Annotated in this window: 13 protein-coding genes and 2 tRNA genes; 7 read left to right on the plus strand and 8 right to left on the minus strand. The window is 61.5% G+C overall.

Annotation, left to right across the window (positions count from 1 at the left end):
• Positions 1 to 548: 548 nt before the first annotated feature.
• Together HCZ87_RS15385 and HCZ87_RS15390 are read right to left on the minus strand one after the other, a co-directional pair.
• Positions 549 to 635, minus strand: a tRNA-Leu gene (locus HCZ87_RS15385).
• Between the two features lie 169 nt (positions 636 to 804).
• Positions 805 to 2,340: a caspase family protein gene (locus tag HCZ87_RS15390; protein WP_368484135.1), complete on the minus strand. Its 1,536-nt coding sequence runs from the start codon at positions 2,338 to 2,340 to the stop codon at positions 805 to 807.
• A 217-nt stretch (positions 2,341 to 2,557) separates the two neighbouring features.
• Between HCZ87_RS15390 and lipB the strand changes: the two genes are divergently transcribed.
• Positions 2,558 to 3,220, plus strand: a complete 663-nt coding sequence (gene lipB / locus HCZ87_RS15395) for a lipoyl(octanoyl) transferase LipB (RefSeq protein ID WP_167645061.1) — start codon at positions 2,558 to 2,560, stop codon at positions 3,218 to 3,220.
• A gap of 2 nt (positions 3,221 to 3,222) precedes the next feature.
• Here lipB and HCZ87_RS15400 read toward each other — a convergent pair whose 3' ends face one another.
• On the minus strand, positions 3,223 to 3,720 hold the full coding sequence (locus tag HCZ87_RS15400; RefSeq protein ID WP_167645063.1) for a DUF2306 domain-containing protein: 498 nt from the start codon (positions 3,718 to 3,720) through the stop codon (positions 3,223 to 3,225).
• A 252-nt stretch (positions 3,721 to 3,972) separates the two neighbouring features.
• Here HCZ87_RS15400 and HCZ87_RS15405 point away from each other — a divergent pair, with 252 nt between their 5' ends.
• Complete coding sequence (locus HCZ87_RS15405) at positions 3,973 to 4,632, plus strand: LytTR family DNA-binding domain-containing protein (RefSeq protein WP_167645065.1); 660 nt, start codon at positions 3,973 to 3,975, stop codon at positions 4,630 to 4,632.
• 275 nt (positions 4,633 to 4,907) lie between these two features.
• Here the strand turns inward: HCZ87_RS15405 and HCZ87_RS15410 are convergent.
• The 3 genes from HCZ87_RS15410 to ychF all read right to left on the minus strand — a co-directional run bounded on the left by HCZ87_RS15410 (position 4,908) and on the right by ychF (position 7,272).
• Positions 4,908 to 4,984: transfer RNA gene (locus tag HCZ87_RS15410), tRNA-Pro, on the minus strand.
• A 44-nt stretch (positions 4,985 to 5,028) separates the two neighbouring features.
• Complete coding sequence (locus tag HCZ87_RS15415; RefSeq protein ID WP_167645067.1) at positions 5,029 to 5,985, minus strand: DMT family transporter; 957 nt, start codon at positions 5,983 to 5,985, stop codon at positions 5,029 to 5,031.
• Between the two features lie 189 nt (positions 5,986 to 6,174).
• Entirely contained in the window at positions 6,175 to 7,272 is a 1,098-nt protein-coding gene (gene ychF / locus HCZ87_RS15420) for a redox-regulated ATPase YchF (protein WP_167645069.1), read from the minus strand.
• 225 nt (positions 7,273 to 7,497) lie between these two features.
• Between ychF and trpA the strand changes: the two genes are divergently transcribed.
• On the plus strand, positions 7,498 to 8,301 hold the full coding sequence (gene trpA, locus HCZ87_RS15425) for a tryptophan synthase subunit alpha (RefSeq protein ID WP_167645083.1): 804 nt from the start codon (positions 7,498 to 7,500) through the stop codon (positions 8,299 to 8,301).
• 62 nt (positions 8,302 to 8,363) lie between these two features.
• Here the strand turns inward: trpA and HCZ87_RS15430 are convergent, their stop codons facing one another.
• Positions 8,364 to 9,770: an ATP-binding protein gene (locus tag HCZ87_RS15430; protein ID WP_167645071.1), complete on the minus strand. Its 1,407-nt coding sequence runs from the start codon at positions 9,768 to 9,770 to the stop codon at positions 8,364 to 8,366.
• A gap of 444 nt (positions 9,771 to 10,214) precedes the next feature.
• On the opposite strand from HCZ87_RS15430, the gene HCZ87_RS15435 reads away from it, so the two are divergent.
• A complete protein-coding gene (locus HCZ87_RS15435; protein WP_167645073.1) occupies positions 10,215 to 11,378 on the plus strand; it encodes an alpha-hydroxy acid oxidase in 1,164 nt (387 codons plus the stop codon).
• Positions 11,379 to 11,428: 50 nt separating this feature from the next.
• On the opposite strand, the gene HCZ87_RS15440 is transcribed toward HCZ87_RS15435, so the two are convergent.
• On the minus strand, positions 11,429 to 12,592 hold the full coding sequence (locus HCZ87_RS15440; protein WP_167645075.1) for an MFS transporter: 1,164 nt from the start codon (positions 12,590 to 12,592) through the stop codon (positions 11,429 to 11,431).
• A 93-nt stretch (positions 12,593 to 12,685) separates the two neighbouring features.
• Here HCZ87_RS15440 and HCZ87_RS15445 point away from each other — a divergent pair, with 93 nt between their 5' ends.
• From HCZ87_RS15445 to pth, 3 genes are all read left to right on the plus strand, one after another.
• Positions 12,686 to 13,306 carry a hypothetical protein gene (locus HCZ87_RS15445; RefSeq protein ID WP_167645077.1) on the plus strand — a complete coding sequence of 207 codons (621 nt, stop codon included), beginning with the start codon at positions 12,686 to 12,688 and terminating at the stop codon, positions 13,304 to 13,306.
• 104 nt (positions 13,307 to 13,410) lie between these two features.
• Positions 13,411 to 14,040 carry a 50S ribosomal protein L25/general stress protein Ctc gene (locus tag HCZ87_RS15450; protein WP_167645079.1) on the plus strand — a complete coding sequence of 210 codons (630 nt, stop codon included), beginning with the start codon at positions 13,411 to 13,413 and terminating at the stop codon, positions 14,038 to 14,040.
• Between the two features lie 297 nt (positions 14,041 to 14,337).
• The coding region (gene pth / locus HCZ87_RS15455; RefSeq protein ID WP_167645081.1) for an aminoacyl-tRNA hydrolase at positions 14,338 to 15,018 on the plus strand (681 nt) is incomplete at its 3' end.

The following is a 15,018-nucleotide window of genomic DNA, read 5'->3' on the forward strand; positions in this document are numbered from 1 at the left end:
ATGACCCCCGCCCAGAAACTGAGAACGGCCGCGTAAATTCTACGACCAAGTCCCCGCAGAAACGGGGGGATTACCGAGCCATCCCCACAGTTGATCACGCTGATCAACGCCATGTTCAAGCAAGCGTGGAATGCACGGTTGGAACAAGCCAAGGCGATTCAATCCTCTGCAAAGCGCAAGTTGCAGACATGTGAGAAGCAAATTGAGGCACTGTTGGATCGTCTGGTGCAAACCAGAAATCCGAACGTTGTCGCAGCCTATGAGAATAAGATTGCTGTCTTGGATCATGAGAAGGCTTTGCTGAGCGAAAAAGCCTCGCAAGCGTTGCCCGGTCAGCGAAGCTATGAAGAAAAACTAGAACTCGCGGTTCGCTTCATCACAAACCCTTGGAAACTATGGGCTTCTAACAACATCAAGCTACGTCGCTTGGTGCTGAAACTGGCCTTTGCAGACCGTCTTATCTATGACCGAAACAAGGGTGCTAGAACACCCGACTTTACCTTACCATTCAAGGCTTTGGAGGGTGCTATGAGTAGTAATCTGAAAAATGGTGCGGTCGAGAAGACTCGAACTTCCACGGGTGTTACCCCACAGCGACCTCAACGCTGCGCGTCTACCAATTCCGCCACGACCGCACTGTATGTGACTTGGTGAGGGCGCGTATAGACCAGCCCCATCAAGATGTGAAGAGGCAAAACGCAACTTTTTGATCTTTTGCACAGGCGCATGAAAAACGCCCCGACAGGATCTGCCGGGGCGCCTTAACCTACTGGAGAAAAACCGGTTTCAGCGGCCTTGATCTGCTCACTCGGAAGCGGCTGTGGTCAGGCGGAACTCGCCCGACATCTGATCATAATACGCCGGGAATTGATCGTGGTTCACCTTCGCGGCCAGCGTCTGCACATCGCGGCGGACCTCTTTTGCCAATGTATGCAGGGTCATGTCAGGCTTTTGCAGCAAGGGCAAAAGCGCTCGTGTGAACACGGAGTTCGGATCCTGGTCATCGTCAGAGAGCCGGTCCAGCGCCGTCTGGCCTGCCCCTGCGGAATAGAGGATAAAGGACCCTTCGGGCGGATCCATCCGCACCAGCCCCCGGGTCCCACCGACCGAACGCTGCCCGTCGTGGGGGAAGGGATTGTTGCGGCAGGCATCGAGAATCATCACAGTGGAGCGTGCGCCCTGACGCTGGAACACCTCAAGCACCCGGTCGGCGGCGATGCTCTCACCGGTGAGGAAGCTCTCGTCACCATAGTTCACCACCGGCACATCGGCGGGCAGCAGGTAGTTGCGGCCGTCCACCTCGACGCCGTGGCCCGCGAAATAGAAAACCACTTCCTCGCCCGGCTGGATTTGATTGGCAAAGGTGGATACGGCGCTGTTGATCTCGCGACGATCCGCATCATAGAGCGTGGTCACGTCGAACCCGATCCCCATCAAGGTATTGCTCACAGCCAGCGCATCGTTGCGCGCCTTCATCAGGTTGTCGAGATTATCATAGCTATCCACCCCGACGATCAGGGCGCGGCGACGAACCGGCACATAGGCGTTGGGCTGCGGATTGGGCGCCGCAAACACGCCGGCCTGGCTTTGGCTGCTTGCAGATGGCTGTTGCAGAGCGACCATCTGGCCCTGCGGCGCCTGGGCGAACCCCTGCGCGGTGCCGTTGTTGCCGGTCACCATCTGCTGGCGGTAGGTTTGTTGCGGCACAGGGCTCGGCGCGGGCTGCGGCGCCGCAAAGGCCATCTGTTGCTGGCCCTGCTGCGGCACATAGGCCTGCGGCTGCATCTGCTGCTGCATCATCCCGTTCGGGTTTGCCCCCGCGACGGCGCCGTTTGGCACCCCATATTGCGGCGCAGCGCCAATCGGTTGCTGGCCAGCGTAGCCTCCTTGCATGGCCCCGTTTTGACCTGCATATTGCAACATCTGCTGCTGTTGCGCCTGCTGCATCTGCTGTTGCTGAAGCACAAGCCGCTCTTGTCGATACATGCGCAGCAGCCCGCGCACGCCATCGGGCAGAGCCATCGCCTGCTGGGTTGCCAGCGGCCCGCTGGCCACGGCGCGCTGATAAGACGAGGTCAGCAGCTCCAGCTCATAATCGCTCAACTGCCCCGTCGCGGGATAGCCCAGATAGGCCTGATACTGAGAGATTGCCGTCTTTGACTTTCGCCCCAGCTGGCCGTCGACCGTCCCGGCATCAAAACCAAAATAGTTCAGCGAGGTCTGGATCTGCCGCCCCTCTTGTGTCGAGGGCAGACGCGGGCGGGCCTGATTGGTCCGGCTCCGGGTGCGGTTGTTCTTGTTGACCTCATTCATGATGACGCCACCAATCAGACCACCCACGAGGGCCGCCCCAAGGTTGTCTGCAGCGGCGGCACCGGCGGAGGTTGTAAAAATCGCGGCAGCCAAAGCTGCCTTTAACGAATTGGATTGCATTGAATTGAACCTCGCACTGCAACTATGTGAAAGACGGAAACGTGAATAGTATACCGCAAAGCCTATCGGCTGCGCGAGTCGTCTCTCTGACAAAATAGCATAAACCGATAAGGGATTTGTTTACATGGTGGAATGGATCACTTCCGAAGGCCTGGTCCCCTATGAGGAGGCGGTTGCCTTTATGGAAGCTCGGGCCGAGGCCATCGCGCGCGGCGAGGCCGAGGAATGCCTCTGGCTGCTGGAGCATCCGCCGCTTTATACGGCAGGCACCTCGGCTCGGATCGAGGATCTGACCGACCCGGACCGCTTCCCGGTTCACAGCAGCAAACGCGGCGGTCAGTATACCTATCACGGCCCCGGCCAGCGGGTGGTCTATGTGATGCTGGACCTCAACACACGCGGCAAGGACGTGCGTCGCTTCGTGCAGCAGCTGGAGCGCTGGGTGATTCTGGCGCTGGAGGAATTCAACATCACCGGCCACATCCGTGAAGGCCGCGTCGGGGTCTGGGTGGAACGCCCGGAAAAGCCGCGCACCGCCACTGGCGCGCTGACCGAGGACAAGATCGCCGCGATCGGCATTCGCCTGCGCAAATGGGTCAGCTTTCACGGCATCTCCATCAACGTGGAGCCCGACCTGAGCCATTTTGACGGCATCGTGCCCTGCGGCATTTCCGAACATGGCGTGACCAGCCTGGTGGATCTGGGCCTGCCGGTGACGCTGCCGGATGTCGATGTCGCGCTGAAGCGCAGTTTCGAGCTGGCCTTTGGCCCTGCCCTCCGCGGCTAGGGTCAGGCCAGCCGCCCCTCCTGCGCACGCTGCAAGCTCCATCGCCAGAGCAAAACCGCCCCAACCACGATCGCAGCTGTCGCCAACCCCACCAGAGGCGCCTGAGCGAAAAACGCGCGCGAAAAGCTGCGCCCGGGCAGAAAGTTCAGCACCATCGGAATGCCAAGACCGAAGGTCGCCAATGATCGTAGCCCGGCGCGATGGCTGACAATATCCCTGCGGATCGCGGCCCGGACCGTCGTGACCAGCGTCCAGAGCGTGAATACCGCCAAGCCATGCAGGGGGCTGAACGGTCCGATCCAGCCGAAGTTGGAAATCCCGAACGACGACAGCGCCGTGATGGCCATTGCGCTCACCCAGACATAGCCAAGGATCTTGTGCCGCCGATCTCGTTGCTGCCGCCACAGCACAAACGGGATGAGCCCGACCGCAACCATCGCCGCAACCACATGGACTTGCACCGCAAAGCCAGCCTGCTGAAACACTTGAATCGCCGCCATTGTCTGTTTCCTTGTGCCCGTGATAATCAAAGTGAGCCCCGCAACCGAGGCCCGAGCACAGGGTTGAAAGAGACAAGCGCACCAAGGCCAGAGCAAATGCGTAAACCGCAGCAGAACTGCGCGAAAGGAATATGAGTGCATTTCACGAAGCGTGAAATACGTGATATTTTTCAATCTCGTACCAGTTGGATCGGGGTCATCGCCGCGGGGATCGCGCTTGGCGTGGCCGCCCCTTTTGGCACCCAGGAGGCAATGCGCATCTTGCCCCGCATCGCGTATTGGCTGGGTGTCGCCATCCTCACATTTTATAGCGGCACTCTCCTGTCCCATCTTCTGCTGCCCGCGCTGCGCGCCCGGAGCGGTAATCTCTGGCTGGCCACGGGGATCACTGCACTGGTGATCGGCGCGGCCATAAGCCTGGAGATCCTCTCTTTGAACTGGGCCGTGCTCGGGCTTTCACCGGCCCGGTCCCATTACGCGCTGGAGCTGTCGCTCAACACGATCGCGATTTCCCTAGTCGTGAGCTTTGCCTTTGCCCTGCTGCCAACCGACGACGCAAAGAGCGGCTCAGCAGAGACAGATCATCCAGCCAAGGCGACACCGCCCGCGCTCCTCAATCGTCTGCCGTTCGACAAAAGAGCACCGCTGATCTCGATTTCTGTACGCGATCACTATGTCGATATCACCACCACGGCCGGCCAGGAAATGCTCCTGATGCGGCTCAGCGACGCCATGCGCGAGGCAGGTCCCGGGTATCGGATACATCGGTCGCATTGGGTCGCCCATGACGCGATTACCTCGATCCGGCGCAGCGGCGCGACCGCACGGTTGATCACCACGGATGGGCGCGAACTCCCAGTCTCCCGCACCTATCTTCCCACGCTCAAAGAGGCTGGCCTATTGCCCAGCTAAGCCATCCCCAACGACCCGCTGCGCAGCTCTCTGTGCCCAATGGCGAACGGGCTTTATCGAAAGCCTGCTGCGGCTGGGTCCGTCCGGGGAAGGGGGACATCCGGCCATCAGCCAATTTGTGTAACAAAGTCGCCTCAGTTTATACGCGATACAGCCCGGAACACTTGCGCGCCGCCGCAGACGCAGACGCACTCGAGTTTGACTAACCCTAGGTTCAACGAACTTGAGAGCCCTGTGTAAAAACAACAAAGGCGCCCTAAGGCGCCTTGTTTTATTGGTCGGAGCGAGAGGATTCGAACCTCCGGCCCCTGCCTCCCGAAGACAGTGCTCTACCAGGCTGAGCTACGCTCCGACCGTGGCGTGGGGATTATACCCGAGGTCAGGGATTTGCAAGCCCTATTCGGAGGGATTCTCACCGGAGTTACGTTTTAGGAAAAACGACACGTTGAGCCCGCCGCTGCTGACCACCCGGCTGCGGGTGCGCAACACCGGTGTGTTGTCCGACCGCCCGCCCCTGGCTTCGCGCAGGACAATGAACACGCCGCTTGCGATGATGATGCCGGCGCCGATCAATGTCATCACATCCAGCGTTTCATCAAAGAATATCACGCCAAAGATCGCTGCCCAGATGATCTGCGAATATTGCATCGGGGCGACCGTGGTGGCCTCGCCGTAGGTATAGGAAATCACCAAAAGCAGGGTGGCGATAAATCCAAACAGGGCAATGATGGCCAGCCCGCCGATCTCGACCCCATCAAGCGGCACATAGACAAAAGGCATGGTACAGCCCATCAGGATCACCGTGGTCAGCATCGGAAACAGCATCAGGACGACACGCCGCTCCACCGTGCTGATCTTGCGCAGGATCACCGATTGCAGCGCATTGCCGAACGCCGCGAGCAGCGCTGCCGCATGGCCCGGGCCCAGTTCGGTATCCCCCGGCCGCAGCACCACCATGACCCCGATGAACCCCATCAGCACCGCCGCCATGCGTGGCAGGCCGACTTTCTCGCCCAGGATCGGGATCGACAGCAGGGTGACCAGTAGCGGCGTGGCAAACAGCAGCGCGTAGGTCTGCGCCATCGGCAGCACGGAGAAGGCATAAAAGGCGCTGACCGGGATCACCGACATCGACAGCGACCTTATGGCCAGCCAACCGGGATGCCTGGGCCGCAGCGTGCCCGGCGTGGCGTCGCGCACCATCAGCAGCGTCAACAAGGGAAAGGAGAACAGGCTGCTGAAAAAAACGATCTGAAACGCCGAGACCTCAGAGGCCACAAACTTCACCACCACGTCGTGGCTGGAAAAAATGGCATAGGCCAGCAAGGCCAGCAGGATCGCTTTTACATTCATCGGAGCACCAAACCTCTTCCCTCCCCTATAGCGCTAACGTCGCTCACCGGGACGGGCAAGCGTGAAAATGCGCAGAAGATCGTCAAAGGGTTTGGCGCAGCGGGTCAGCGGCAGAGCCGGGCAAAAGGCCGCTGACCGAGGGGGCTCCCCGGGCAGCGGCCTCAATGCAGGTGCCGTTTGGCGGCGATGTCAGGTATTGAACAGGAAATGCAGCACGTCGCCATCCTTGACGATATAGGCCTTGCCCTCGGCGCGCATCTTGCCGGCCTCTTTTGCGCCGGTTTCGCCACCGCAGGAGACAAAATCATCATAGGCGATGGTCTCGGCGCGGATGAAGCCCTTCTCGAAATCGCCGTGGATCACGCCCGCCGCCTGCGGCGCCGAAGTGCCGGAGCGGATGGTCCAGGCGCGCGCCTCCTTGGGGCCGACGGTGAAATAGGTTTCCAGATGCAGAAGCTCGTAGCCCGCGCGGATCAACCGGTCGAGACCAGCCTCGTGCAGGCCCATTTCCTCCAGGAACATCTGCGCCTCTTCGGCGTCGAGCTGGCTGATTTCCTCTTCGATCTGGGCCGAGATGATCACGTGGGAATTGCCCTGCCCGGCGGCCATTTCGGCGACCCGGGCGGAATGCGCGTTGCCCTCGACGCTTTCGCTCTCGCCGACGTTGCACACATAAAGCACCGGCTTGGTGGACAGGAGCTGAAGCATTCTCCAGGCTTTTTCGTCCTCGGCGTCCACTTCGACCAGACGGGCGGGCTTGCCCTCTTCCAGCACGGCCTGCGCGGCGGCCAGCAGGCGGTCCTGCTGCTGGGCCTCTTTGTCGTTGCCCTTGAGCTTGCGCACCAGATTGGCGCGGCGCTTCTCGATGCTCTCCAGATCCGCGAGCATCAGCTCGGTCTCGATGGTTTCGGCATCAGCAACCGGATCGACGCGCCCCTCGACGTGGGTCACGTCGCCATCCTCGAAACAGCGCAGCACATGGGCGATGGCGTCCACTTCGCGGATGTTGGCCAGGAACTGGTTGCCCAGACCTTCGCCCTTGGACGCGCCTTTGACCAGGCCCGCGATGTCCACAAATGTCATCCGCGTCGGGATGATCTGTTTGGACCCGGCAACCTCGGCCAGCTTGTCCAGCCGCGCGTCGGGCACGCCGACCTCGCCGACGTTCGGCTCGATCGTGCAGAACGGAAAGTTGGCCGCCTGCGCCGAGGCGGTTTTGGTCAGCGCATTGAACAGGGTCGACTTCCCGACGTTCGGCAGACCCACGATTCCCATTTTAAAGCCCATACCGGCCTCCTGATGCCATTTGGGAGCCAGCACTTAGGCTCAATAGGCCCTTTTCGCAAGCGCGCAGCACCCGGCAACAGCAGCAAAGCCCGCCAAAAGCACCAGAACCACCCTCTGAAGGGGACAGGAATGCCGGATATCGGGCTCTGCCCTCTGGTCGGGATTGATTTTACCGACAACATTCGGCACATCAAACCCAGCAACAGTGATTACAAAGGCCCGCCCATGACCCGCCCCAGCACTCGTATCGACGCCAAATTCGCAGAGCTTTCTGCCGCGGGCAAAAAAGCCTTTGTCACCTATGTGATGGCCGGGGATCCCGATTACGACAGCTCGCTGGAGCTGGTCAAAGGCCTGCCCGCAGCAGGCGTCGATGTGATCGAGCTGGGCCTGCCCTTCACCGATCCGATGGCCGATGGCCCCACCATCCAGCTCGCCGGTCAGCGCGCGCTGGAGGCCGGCATGACGCTGGAGAAAACGTTGCAATTGGCGGCGGACTTCCGCAAGACCGACGACACCACCCCGATCGTCTTGATGGGCTATTACAACCCGATCTATTCGCGCGGCGTAGATAAATTCCTTGCCGATGCCAAGGTCGCGGGGATCGACGGGCTGATTGTGGTGGACCTGCCCCCGGAAGAAGACGCCGAGCTCTGCCTGCCCGCACAGGCCGCGGGTCTGAACTTCATCCGCCTCGCCACCCCGACCACCGATGACAAGCGCCTGCCCCGCGTGCTGCAAAACACCTCGGGCTTTGTCTACTACGTCTCGATCACAGGCATCACCGGTGCCGCCGAGGCCGAAGCCGCAGACGTTGGCCCCGAGGTCGCGCGGATTAAGGCCTCCACCGATCTGCCGGTCATCGTTGGCTTTGGCATCAAGACCCCGGAGCGGGCGCAAACCATTGCCTCGATCGCCGACGGCGCTGTGGTCGGCAGCGCCATCGTGGCCGAAATCGGCGCGGGGAAATCCACCGCTGAGGTGCTGGATTTTGTGAAGTCCCTGGCCGATGGCGCCCACGCCGGCTGAGTCGCACGCGTAATATTCGGATGTAACAACGGATCAGACCGGCCCCGCAACGGGTCGGTCTGTTACGTTTCGGGCATCAGCGCCCTGGCCATGACCTGCAACAAATGGGCCTTGCGGATGGGCTTGGCCACATGTTCGGTCATGCCCTGCTCCAGATAGCTGGTGACCTGATGCAACAGGGCATTTGCCGACACCGCAATCACCGGCACCGGCACCCGCCCCTCCTCGGCCTCCCGGCTGCGGATGCGCGCGGTGGCGGTGACCCCATCCAAAACCGGCATATTCACATCCATCAGCACCAGATCTGGCCGCATGCGATGACAGGCGTCCACCGCTTCTTCGCCATTCTGAACCCAGATCAGATCCAGATCATAGTCTTTCAACATGTGGTGCAACACCATGCGGTTGGTGCGGTTGTCTTCTGCCACCAGCACCCGCCAGCGCCGATCCGACAGGATCGAGTCGCTGCCCCTGGGCGCGACGTTGGCCTCCGCCTGCGCCGGTGCCGCGGCACGCGCGCGGAAGCTGGCGGTGAAGGTGCTGCCCTCCCCCTTGACGCTCTGGCAGGTCAAATCTCCGCCCATGCTCTGGCAGATCTGGCGGGCAATCGAGAGACCCAGCCCGCTGCCGCCGTGATTGCGATGCACGCTGGCATCCGCCTGCATATAGGGCTGAAACAGGCGTTCCACCTCGATTGCGCTCAGGCCGACACCGGTATCTCGCACCTGCATCACCACCCGCAGCGTATCCTCCTGGGCCGCCTCGTCCAGATGCACTTGGGTGCGCAGCTCGATCATCCCCTGTTCCGTGAACTTGACCGCGTTGGAGAGCAGATTGCTCAATACCTGCTGCACCCGCGTCGGGTCGATTTCGAGCCAGCTCGCCCTGGCGCGCGTATCCCAGTCGCAGCTCTGCTGGAAACTCAGCCCGCGCGCCAGAACCCGCGGTTCAAACTGACGGAAAACAGCAACGCTGAGCGCCTTTATATCCGTCGGCAGATATTCCAGCTCCAGCTTGCCGTCTTCGATCTTGGAGAGGTCCAGAATGTCGTCCACGATACTGCGCAGCAGCCGGCCGCTGTCACGCAGCACATCGAGAATTTGCACCTGTTCCTCGTTCAGCGCCGTGTCCGCCAGTGCCGCCGCCATGCCCAGCACCCCGTTCAGCGGCGTGCGAATCTCGTGGCTCATGGTCGCGAGGAACTGCGTCTTGGCCGCGCTCTCTGCCTCCGCGGTCGCCCGATCCCGAGCCAGGTCCTCGGTGCGTTCCTTGACCATGCGGTCCACCTGACGCGCCAGCGCCACAAGCGACCGATTGGCCTGCTGAAGCGATTGCGACCTGCGATCAAGCGCCGCCTGCACTTCCTCGCGCAGCCGCCGCTCCTCCGCCAATGCCGCCCGGAGCTCCCAACAGGGGGCCCCTTCAGGACATTCATCAACGATCAAAGGAGAGTCCGGCTGCAAGGTCATACGGGCACCTTGTCCCGCGCCGGGTACACTGACAGCGCCGCAACAGCCACCGCTGCGCAATCTCTGTCCGGTCCACTCACCACTCCAACACTCACGCGGCTTACCCCCAAGAAGATGATGCCCCGGGCGCGTCACAGCTGTTGCACAGTCTGTGTACCCGGAACACATCAGGCTCATCTCAAACATCCCCCCGGGTGCTTCACTCGCGGGGTCAAAAATTCAAAGCTGCTCATTGGTCAGCTGGTGGAAGTCCGACATTTCTTCAGACGTTCCATACCGGTCAAGTTATCGCTTCAAACATCATGTTTCCGACTCTCGGCATCAATAAACTTCCACAAATTCGTAAATGCAAGATTACGAATATACGTAAACAGGCCCTATTGCCGAACCGCTGCAAAATTGGTAAGAAAACATTACCAGTTTGTCAGTTTGGAGAAATCCGCCATGCCCGTCATTACAAACATAGAAGATCTGAAGCGCATCCATGCGCGGCGCGTGCCAAAGATGTTCTATGACTACGCAGAGAGCGGCGCCTGGACCGAGCAAACCTTTCGTGAAAACTCCACCGATTTTGATCAAATTCGCCTGCGCCAGCGCGTCGCCGTGGACATGGCCGGACGCTCCACCGCCAGCCAGATGATCGGCCAGGATGTCGCCATGCCGGTCGCGCTGGCGCCGGTGGGGCTGACGGGGATGCAATGTGCCGATGGCGAGATCAAAGCCGCCCGCGCCGCCGAAGCCTTTGGCGTGCCCTTCACCCTCTCCACCATGTCGATCAACTCGATCGAAGAGGTGGCAGAGGCGACCACCAAACCCTTCTGGTTCCAGCTCTATACGATGAAGGACGAGGACTACGTGCGCCGCCTGATCGAGCGCGCCAAGGCCGCGAAATGCTCCGCCCTGGTGATCACGCTGGATCTGCAAATCCTCGGCCAGCGCCACAAGGATCTGAAAAACGGCCTCTCCGCCCCGCCAAAGCTCACCCCCAAGACCATCGCCAACCTGATGACAAAATGGAGCTGGGGGATCGGCATGCTGGGCGCCAAGCGGCGGAATTTTGGCAATATCGTCGGCCATGTGGAGGGGATCTCCGACACGTCCTCCCTCGGGGCCTGGACCGCAGAGCAATTCGACCCCTCGCTGGATTGGGACAAGATCAAGAAGCTCAAGGAGATGTGGGGCGGCAAGGTGATCCTCAAGGGGATTCTCGATGCCGAGGACGCCAAGATGGCGCTGAACGTCGGCGCGGATGCCATTGTCGTGTCAAACCACGGCGGGCGCCAGCTCGATGGGGCCCTGTCCTCGATTCGCATGTTGCCGCGCATCATGGATGCGGTGGGCGATCAGATCGAAGTGCATCTGGACAGCGGTATCCGCTCTGGTCAGGACGTGCTGAAGGCACTGGCGCTGGGGGCCACCGGCACCATGATCGGCCGCGCCTTTGTCTATGGTCTGGGGGCCATGGGACAGCAGGGCGTCACCAAGGCGCTGGAGGTGATCCACAAGGAACTGGATACGTCCATGGCGCTCTGTGGCGAGAAATCCGTGCAGAACTTAGGTCGCCACAACCTGCTGGTGCCCGAAGATTTCACCGGCCGCTGGGCCTGAGGCATTGCCCATCTCTGGCCTGTTCCGTCGCGCTCAGGCCAGGACACCCCTCAGGCCAGCGCCCTGCCCCGGCGGGCAGTTGCGCGCAGGGCGGGCACCAGAACCAGTGCAATCAGCAGCACCGCGCCCGCCATGACCGTCAGCGCAGCCCGCAGCCCAAAGGCCTCGGCCAAGACGCCGATCACCGGCGGGCCCACAAAAAAACCGCAATAGCCGATCATCACCATCCGCGAAATCGCCGCAGGCCGCATCGCATCTGGCAGGGTCTTGCCGACCCAGGCCAGCGCGGTCGGCCCGATCACCGAAACCCCCAGGCCGAGGATCGCAAAGCCAGCATAGGCCAGCCCCTGCACCGGTGCCAGCGCCGCCAGAGCCAGACCAAAGGCCGCCAATATGGCCGCGATCTGCATCAGCCAGCCCTCGGCAACGCGCTGGATCAGCAATTGCCCGCACAACCGCCCAAAGGCCATGGTCAACCCCAGGATCGCCGGCCCCAGAGCGCCCGCCGCCGCGCTGGCGCCAAAGGCGCGCTCCAGATGCAGCGCTGACCAGTTCTCGGTCGCCTGTTCGGCGGTAAAGGCGATCAACACGATGCCCCCGGCCAGACCGATCATCGCCACGGGCACCGCGGCGGGCGGCGCGTCCCCCTCCGGCTCGGCGAGGGGCGGCGTGGGGTCGCGCATTCCCAGCGCAAGCAGCCCTGTCAGCCCGACCAGACCGGCAAAACAGGCCACCGGACCAACGCCCGCCTCGCGCAAAACGCCCGCACCAAGGGCAGAGACCGCATAAGCCAGCGAAAACAGCCCATGGTTGAGGTTCATCAAAGACCGTCCGCTGCGCGCCTCCAGCGCACTCAGGCGACTGTTCATTACCACATCCAGCAGGCCAGATGCCCCGGCCCCCAGAAACGCCGCCGCTGCAAACGCAGGCCAATTCATCGCCACGCCGGGCAAGATAAAGGCCGCTGCCATCAGCAGCGCGCAGACCTGCATCGCGCGCATCCCCAATACGCGGTCCATGCGCGGCGCCAGCCACATGGCCAGAACCGCGCCCATAGCCCCCACCAGCAGCGCCAGACCGAATTCAGCATCCCCCAGGCCCGCATGCGCCTTGAGCTGCGGCGCATAGGCCGCAAAGGCGCCGACACACATGCCCTGCACTGCAAAGGCACGGCCATGCACGCGGCTGGCCCTCAGATCATTTACAAATTCCATAGCTCTCGCTGGCACAGGGGTCCCGGCGCCACAACAAGGAGATTGTACCGACACGCCTCTGGCCATGTGCCTGTGGCAAAGCTATGCCAAGATATGCTGATCTTTACCCCTCAGGCCCTCGCCTTCATTGCCGTGCCAAAGACCGGAACCACCGCCATCGAGCAGGCTCTGCGACCGCATGCGGATATCCAGTTCACCAAGGGGCAAAAGCACATCAGCGCGCAACGGTTTCACCGCCGCATTCGCCCCTTCCTGCGCGAAAACTATGATCTGGAGGTTGAGGCGTTTGCCCTGCTGCGCGATCCCGAGGACCAGATCCGCAGCTGGTACAAATATCGCCAGCGCGACGCGCTGCGCGACACGCCGGAATACAGCGGCCAGCTCAGCTTTGACGCATATGTGAACGCAGTGATCTCGGACGACCCGCCCCCCTGCGCCCAGATCGGCCAACCCTATAAGTTTCTCTCCGGCCGGGGCGGTCGGATCCTGGTTGATCATCTCTTTGCCTATGAACGCTGGGAGCTGCTCGACGCCTTCCTGTCGGAGCGTTTCGAGCAGCGAATCACCTTTGCGCCGCGCAACGTCTCGCCCCATGCTCCGGCGGAGCTGGAGCCGCAAACCCGCGCCCGCCTGCAACAGGCCCGCGCCGCCGACTATGCGCTGCACGCAAGATTGCTCGATGCGGGCGGAAAACTCATGCCACGCCGGGGCTGAGACCGGTTTTAGGCTTCCCAATAGGGCGCTTTGCGTCTATGAGAGCGGCTTCACGCGGGGTGACAGCCTTGGAGGCACCCCCGATTTATATATGGAGAATACAAATGGCGAATGAGATTCCTGATCTCGTGTGCCAGGAACGTGCGGGGACAGGCAAGGGCGCCGCTCGCGCTGCACGCCGTGCAAACATGGTTCCTGGTGTGGTTTTTGGTGGCGACGTGGATCCGCTGGCGATTCAGATCCCCTTCAACGAACTGCTGAAGAAACTGAAAGCCGGTCGCTTTAAATCGACCCTGTTCAACCTCAAGGTTGAAGGCCACGAAGACGTGCGCGTGATCTGCCGCGACGTTCAGCGTGACGTTGTCAAAGACCTGCCGACCCACTTCGACCTGATGCGCCTGCGTCGCACCTCGAAGATCAACCTCTTCATCCCCGTTGAGTTCATCAACGAAGAAGAATGTGTTGGCCTGAAGCGCGGCGGCGTTCTGACCGTTGTGCGCGCCGAAGTCGAACTGGTCGTGACCGCCGGTGACATCCCGGAAAAACTGACCGTTGACCTGACCGGCAAAGCTATCGGCGATGTGATCCACATCTCCGACGTGACCCTGCCCGCAGGCTCCAAGACCACGATCGACCGTGACTTCGTGATCGCAAACATCTCCGCGCCGTCCGGCCTGAAATCTGCTGACGACGCAGAGGACGAAGGCGAAGAAGCCGAAGCGGCAGAGGCATAAGACCTCGCCCTTCCGGGCTGATGATTTCGAAGCGGGCTCCCATCGCGGAGCCCGCTTTTTTTGTGGCCAGAGAAACCGAACTGGCGCTCCGGTGGCTTGACCTGCGCTCCTCCTCAGCCCCCTCCTCACACCTCTGACGCTGCTTTTGTCAGCCCCTGTCGGTCTGACATTCCACACCATCACGACAGGGATATTCCGTGGCAACAGACAGGAGCACGGTCAACGCCGCAGCCTGCACTGGATTGTCACGAGAAAAACAGGCATCACTGCGCCAACAGGAACCAGGAGAGCTCCCCTATGAAACTCCTTGTCGGCCTCGGCAATCCGGGCGCAAAATATGCGGGCAACCGCCACAACATCGGCTTCATGGCACTGGATCAGATCGCCTCTGACCACGGCTTTTCCCCCTGGAAGACGAAATTCCAGGCGCTGCTGAGCGAGGGAAAACTGGGCAGCGAAAAGGTGATCCTGCTGAAACCGCAGACTTTTATGAACAATTCCGGCCAATCCGTCGGCGAGGCGCTGCGCTTCTTCAAACTGACACCCGCCGATGTGGTGGTATTCCATGACGAGCTGGATCTTGCGCCCGGCAAATGTCGCGCGAAACAGGGCGGCGGTCACGCAGGCCACAATGGGCTGCGCTCCATTCACGCCCATATCGGCGCCGACTATGACCGCATCCGTCTCGGCATTGGTCATCCGGGGCACAAGGATGCGGTGTCCGGCTATGTGCTGCGGGATTTCGCCAAATCCGAGCAGGCCTGGCTCGACGATCTCTTGCGCGGGATCAGCGATGGCGCCGCCGCGCTGGCGCAAGGTGACTCTGGCCGCTTCATGAATGCCGTGGCCCTGCGCGTCACCCCGCCCCGCAGCTCCACCGGCAGCGGCAATCCCCCCAACACCAGTGGCAAAAAGGCGAAACAGACGCAGCCGGGGGCGGACAAGACAGCCGCCAAAGGCGCAACCGCCGACGCCCCC

This window comes from Phaeobacter sp. HF9A (assembly GCF_011806385.1).
Lineage (GTDB): Bacteria > Pseudomonadota > Alphaproteobacteria > Rhodobacterales > Rhodobacteraceae > Epibacterium.

Bases quoted from the DNA above. Each gene is read 5' to 3' on its own strand.
- lipB (WP_167645061.1), top strand. From the start codon at position 2,558: ATGGTGGAATGGATCACTTCCGAAGGCCTGGTCCCCTATGAGGAGGCG.
- HCZ87_RS15400 (WP_167645063.1), bottom strand. From the start codon at position 3,720: ATGGCGGCGATTCAAGTGTTTCAGCAGGCTGGCTTTGCGGTGCAAGTC.
- HCZ87_RS15405 (WP_167645065.1), top strand. From the start codon at position 3,973: ATGCGCATCTTGCCCCGCATCGCGTATTGGCTGGGTGTCGCCATCCTC.
- HCZ87_RS15415 (WP_167645067.1), bottom strand. From the start codon at position 5,985: ATGAATGTAAAAGCGATCCTGCTGGCCTTGCTGGCCTATGCCATTTTT.
- ychF (WP_167645069.1), bottom strand. From the start codon at position 7,272: ATGGGCTTTAAAATGGGAATCGTGGGTCTGCCGAACGTCGGGAAGTCG.
- trpA (WP_167645083.1), top strand. From the start codon at position 7,498: ATGACCCGCCCCAGCACTCGTATCGACGCCAAATTCGCAGAGCTTTCT.
- HCZ87_RS15430 (WP_167645071.1), bottom strand. From the start codon at position 9,770: ATGACCTTGCAGCCGGACTCTCCTTTGATCGTTGATGAATGTCCTGAA.
- HCZ87_RS15435 (WP_167645073.1), top strand. From the start codon at position 10,215: ATGCCCGTCATTACAAACATAGAAGATCTGAAGCGCATCCATGCGCGG.
- HCZ87_RS15440 (WP_167645075.1), bottom strand. From the start codon at position 12,592: ATGGAATTTGTAAATGATCTGAGGGCCAGCCGCGTGCATGGCCGTGCC.
- HCZ87_RS15445 (WP_167645077.1), top strand. From the start codon at position 12,686: ATGCTGATCTTTACCCCTCAGGCCCTCGCCTTCATTGCCGTGCCAAAG.
- HCZ87_RS15450 (WP_167645079.1), top strand. From the start codon at position 13,411: ATGGCGAATGAGATTCCTGATCTCGTGTGCCAGGAACGTGCGGGGACA.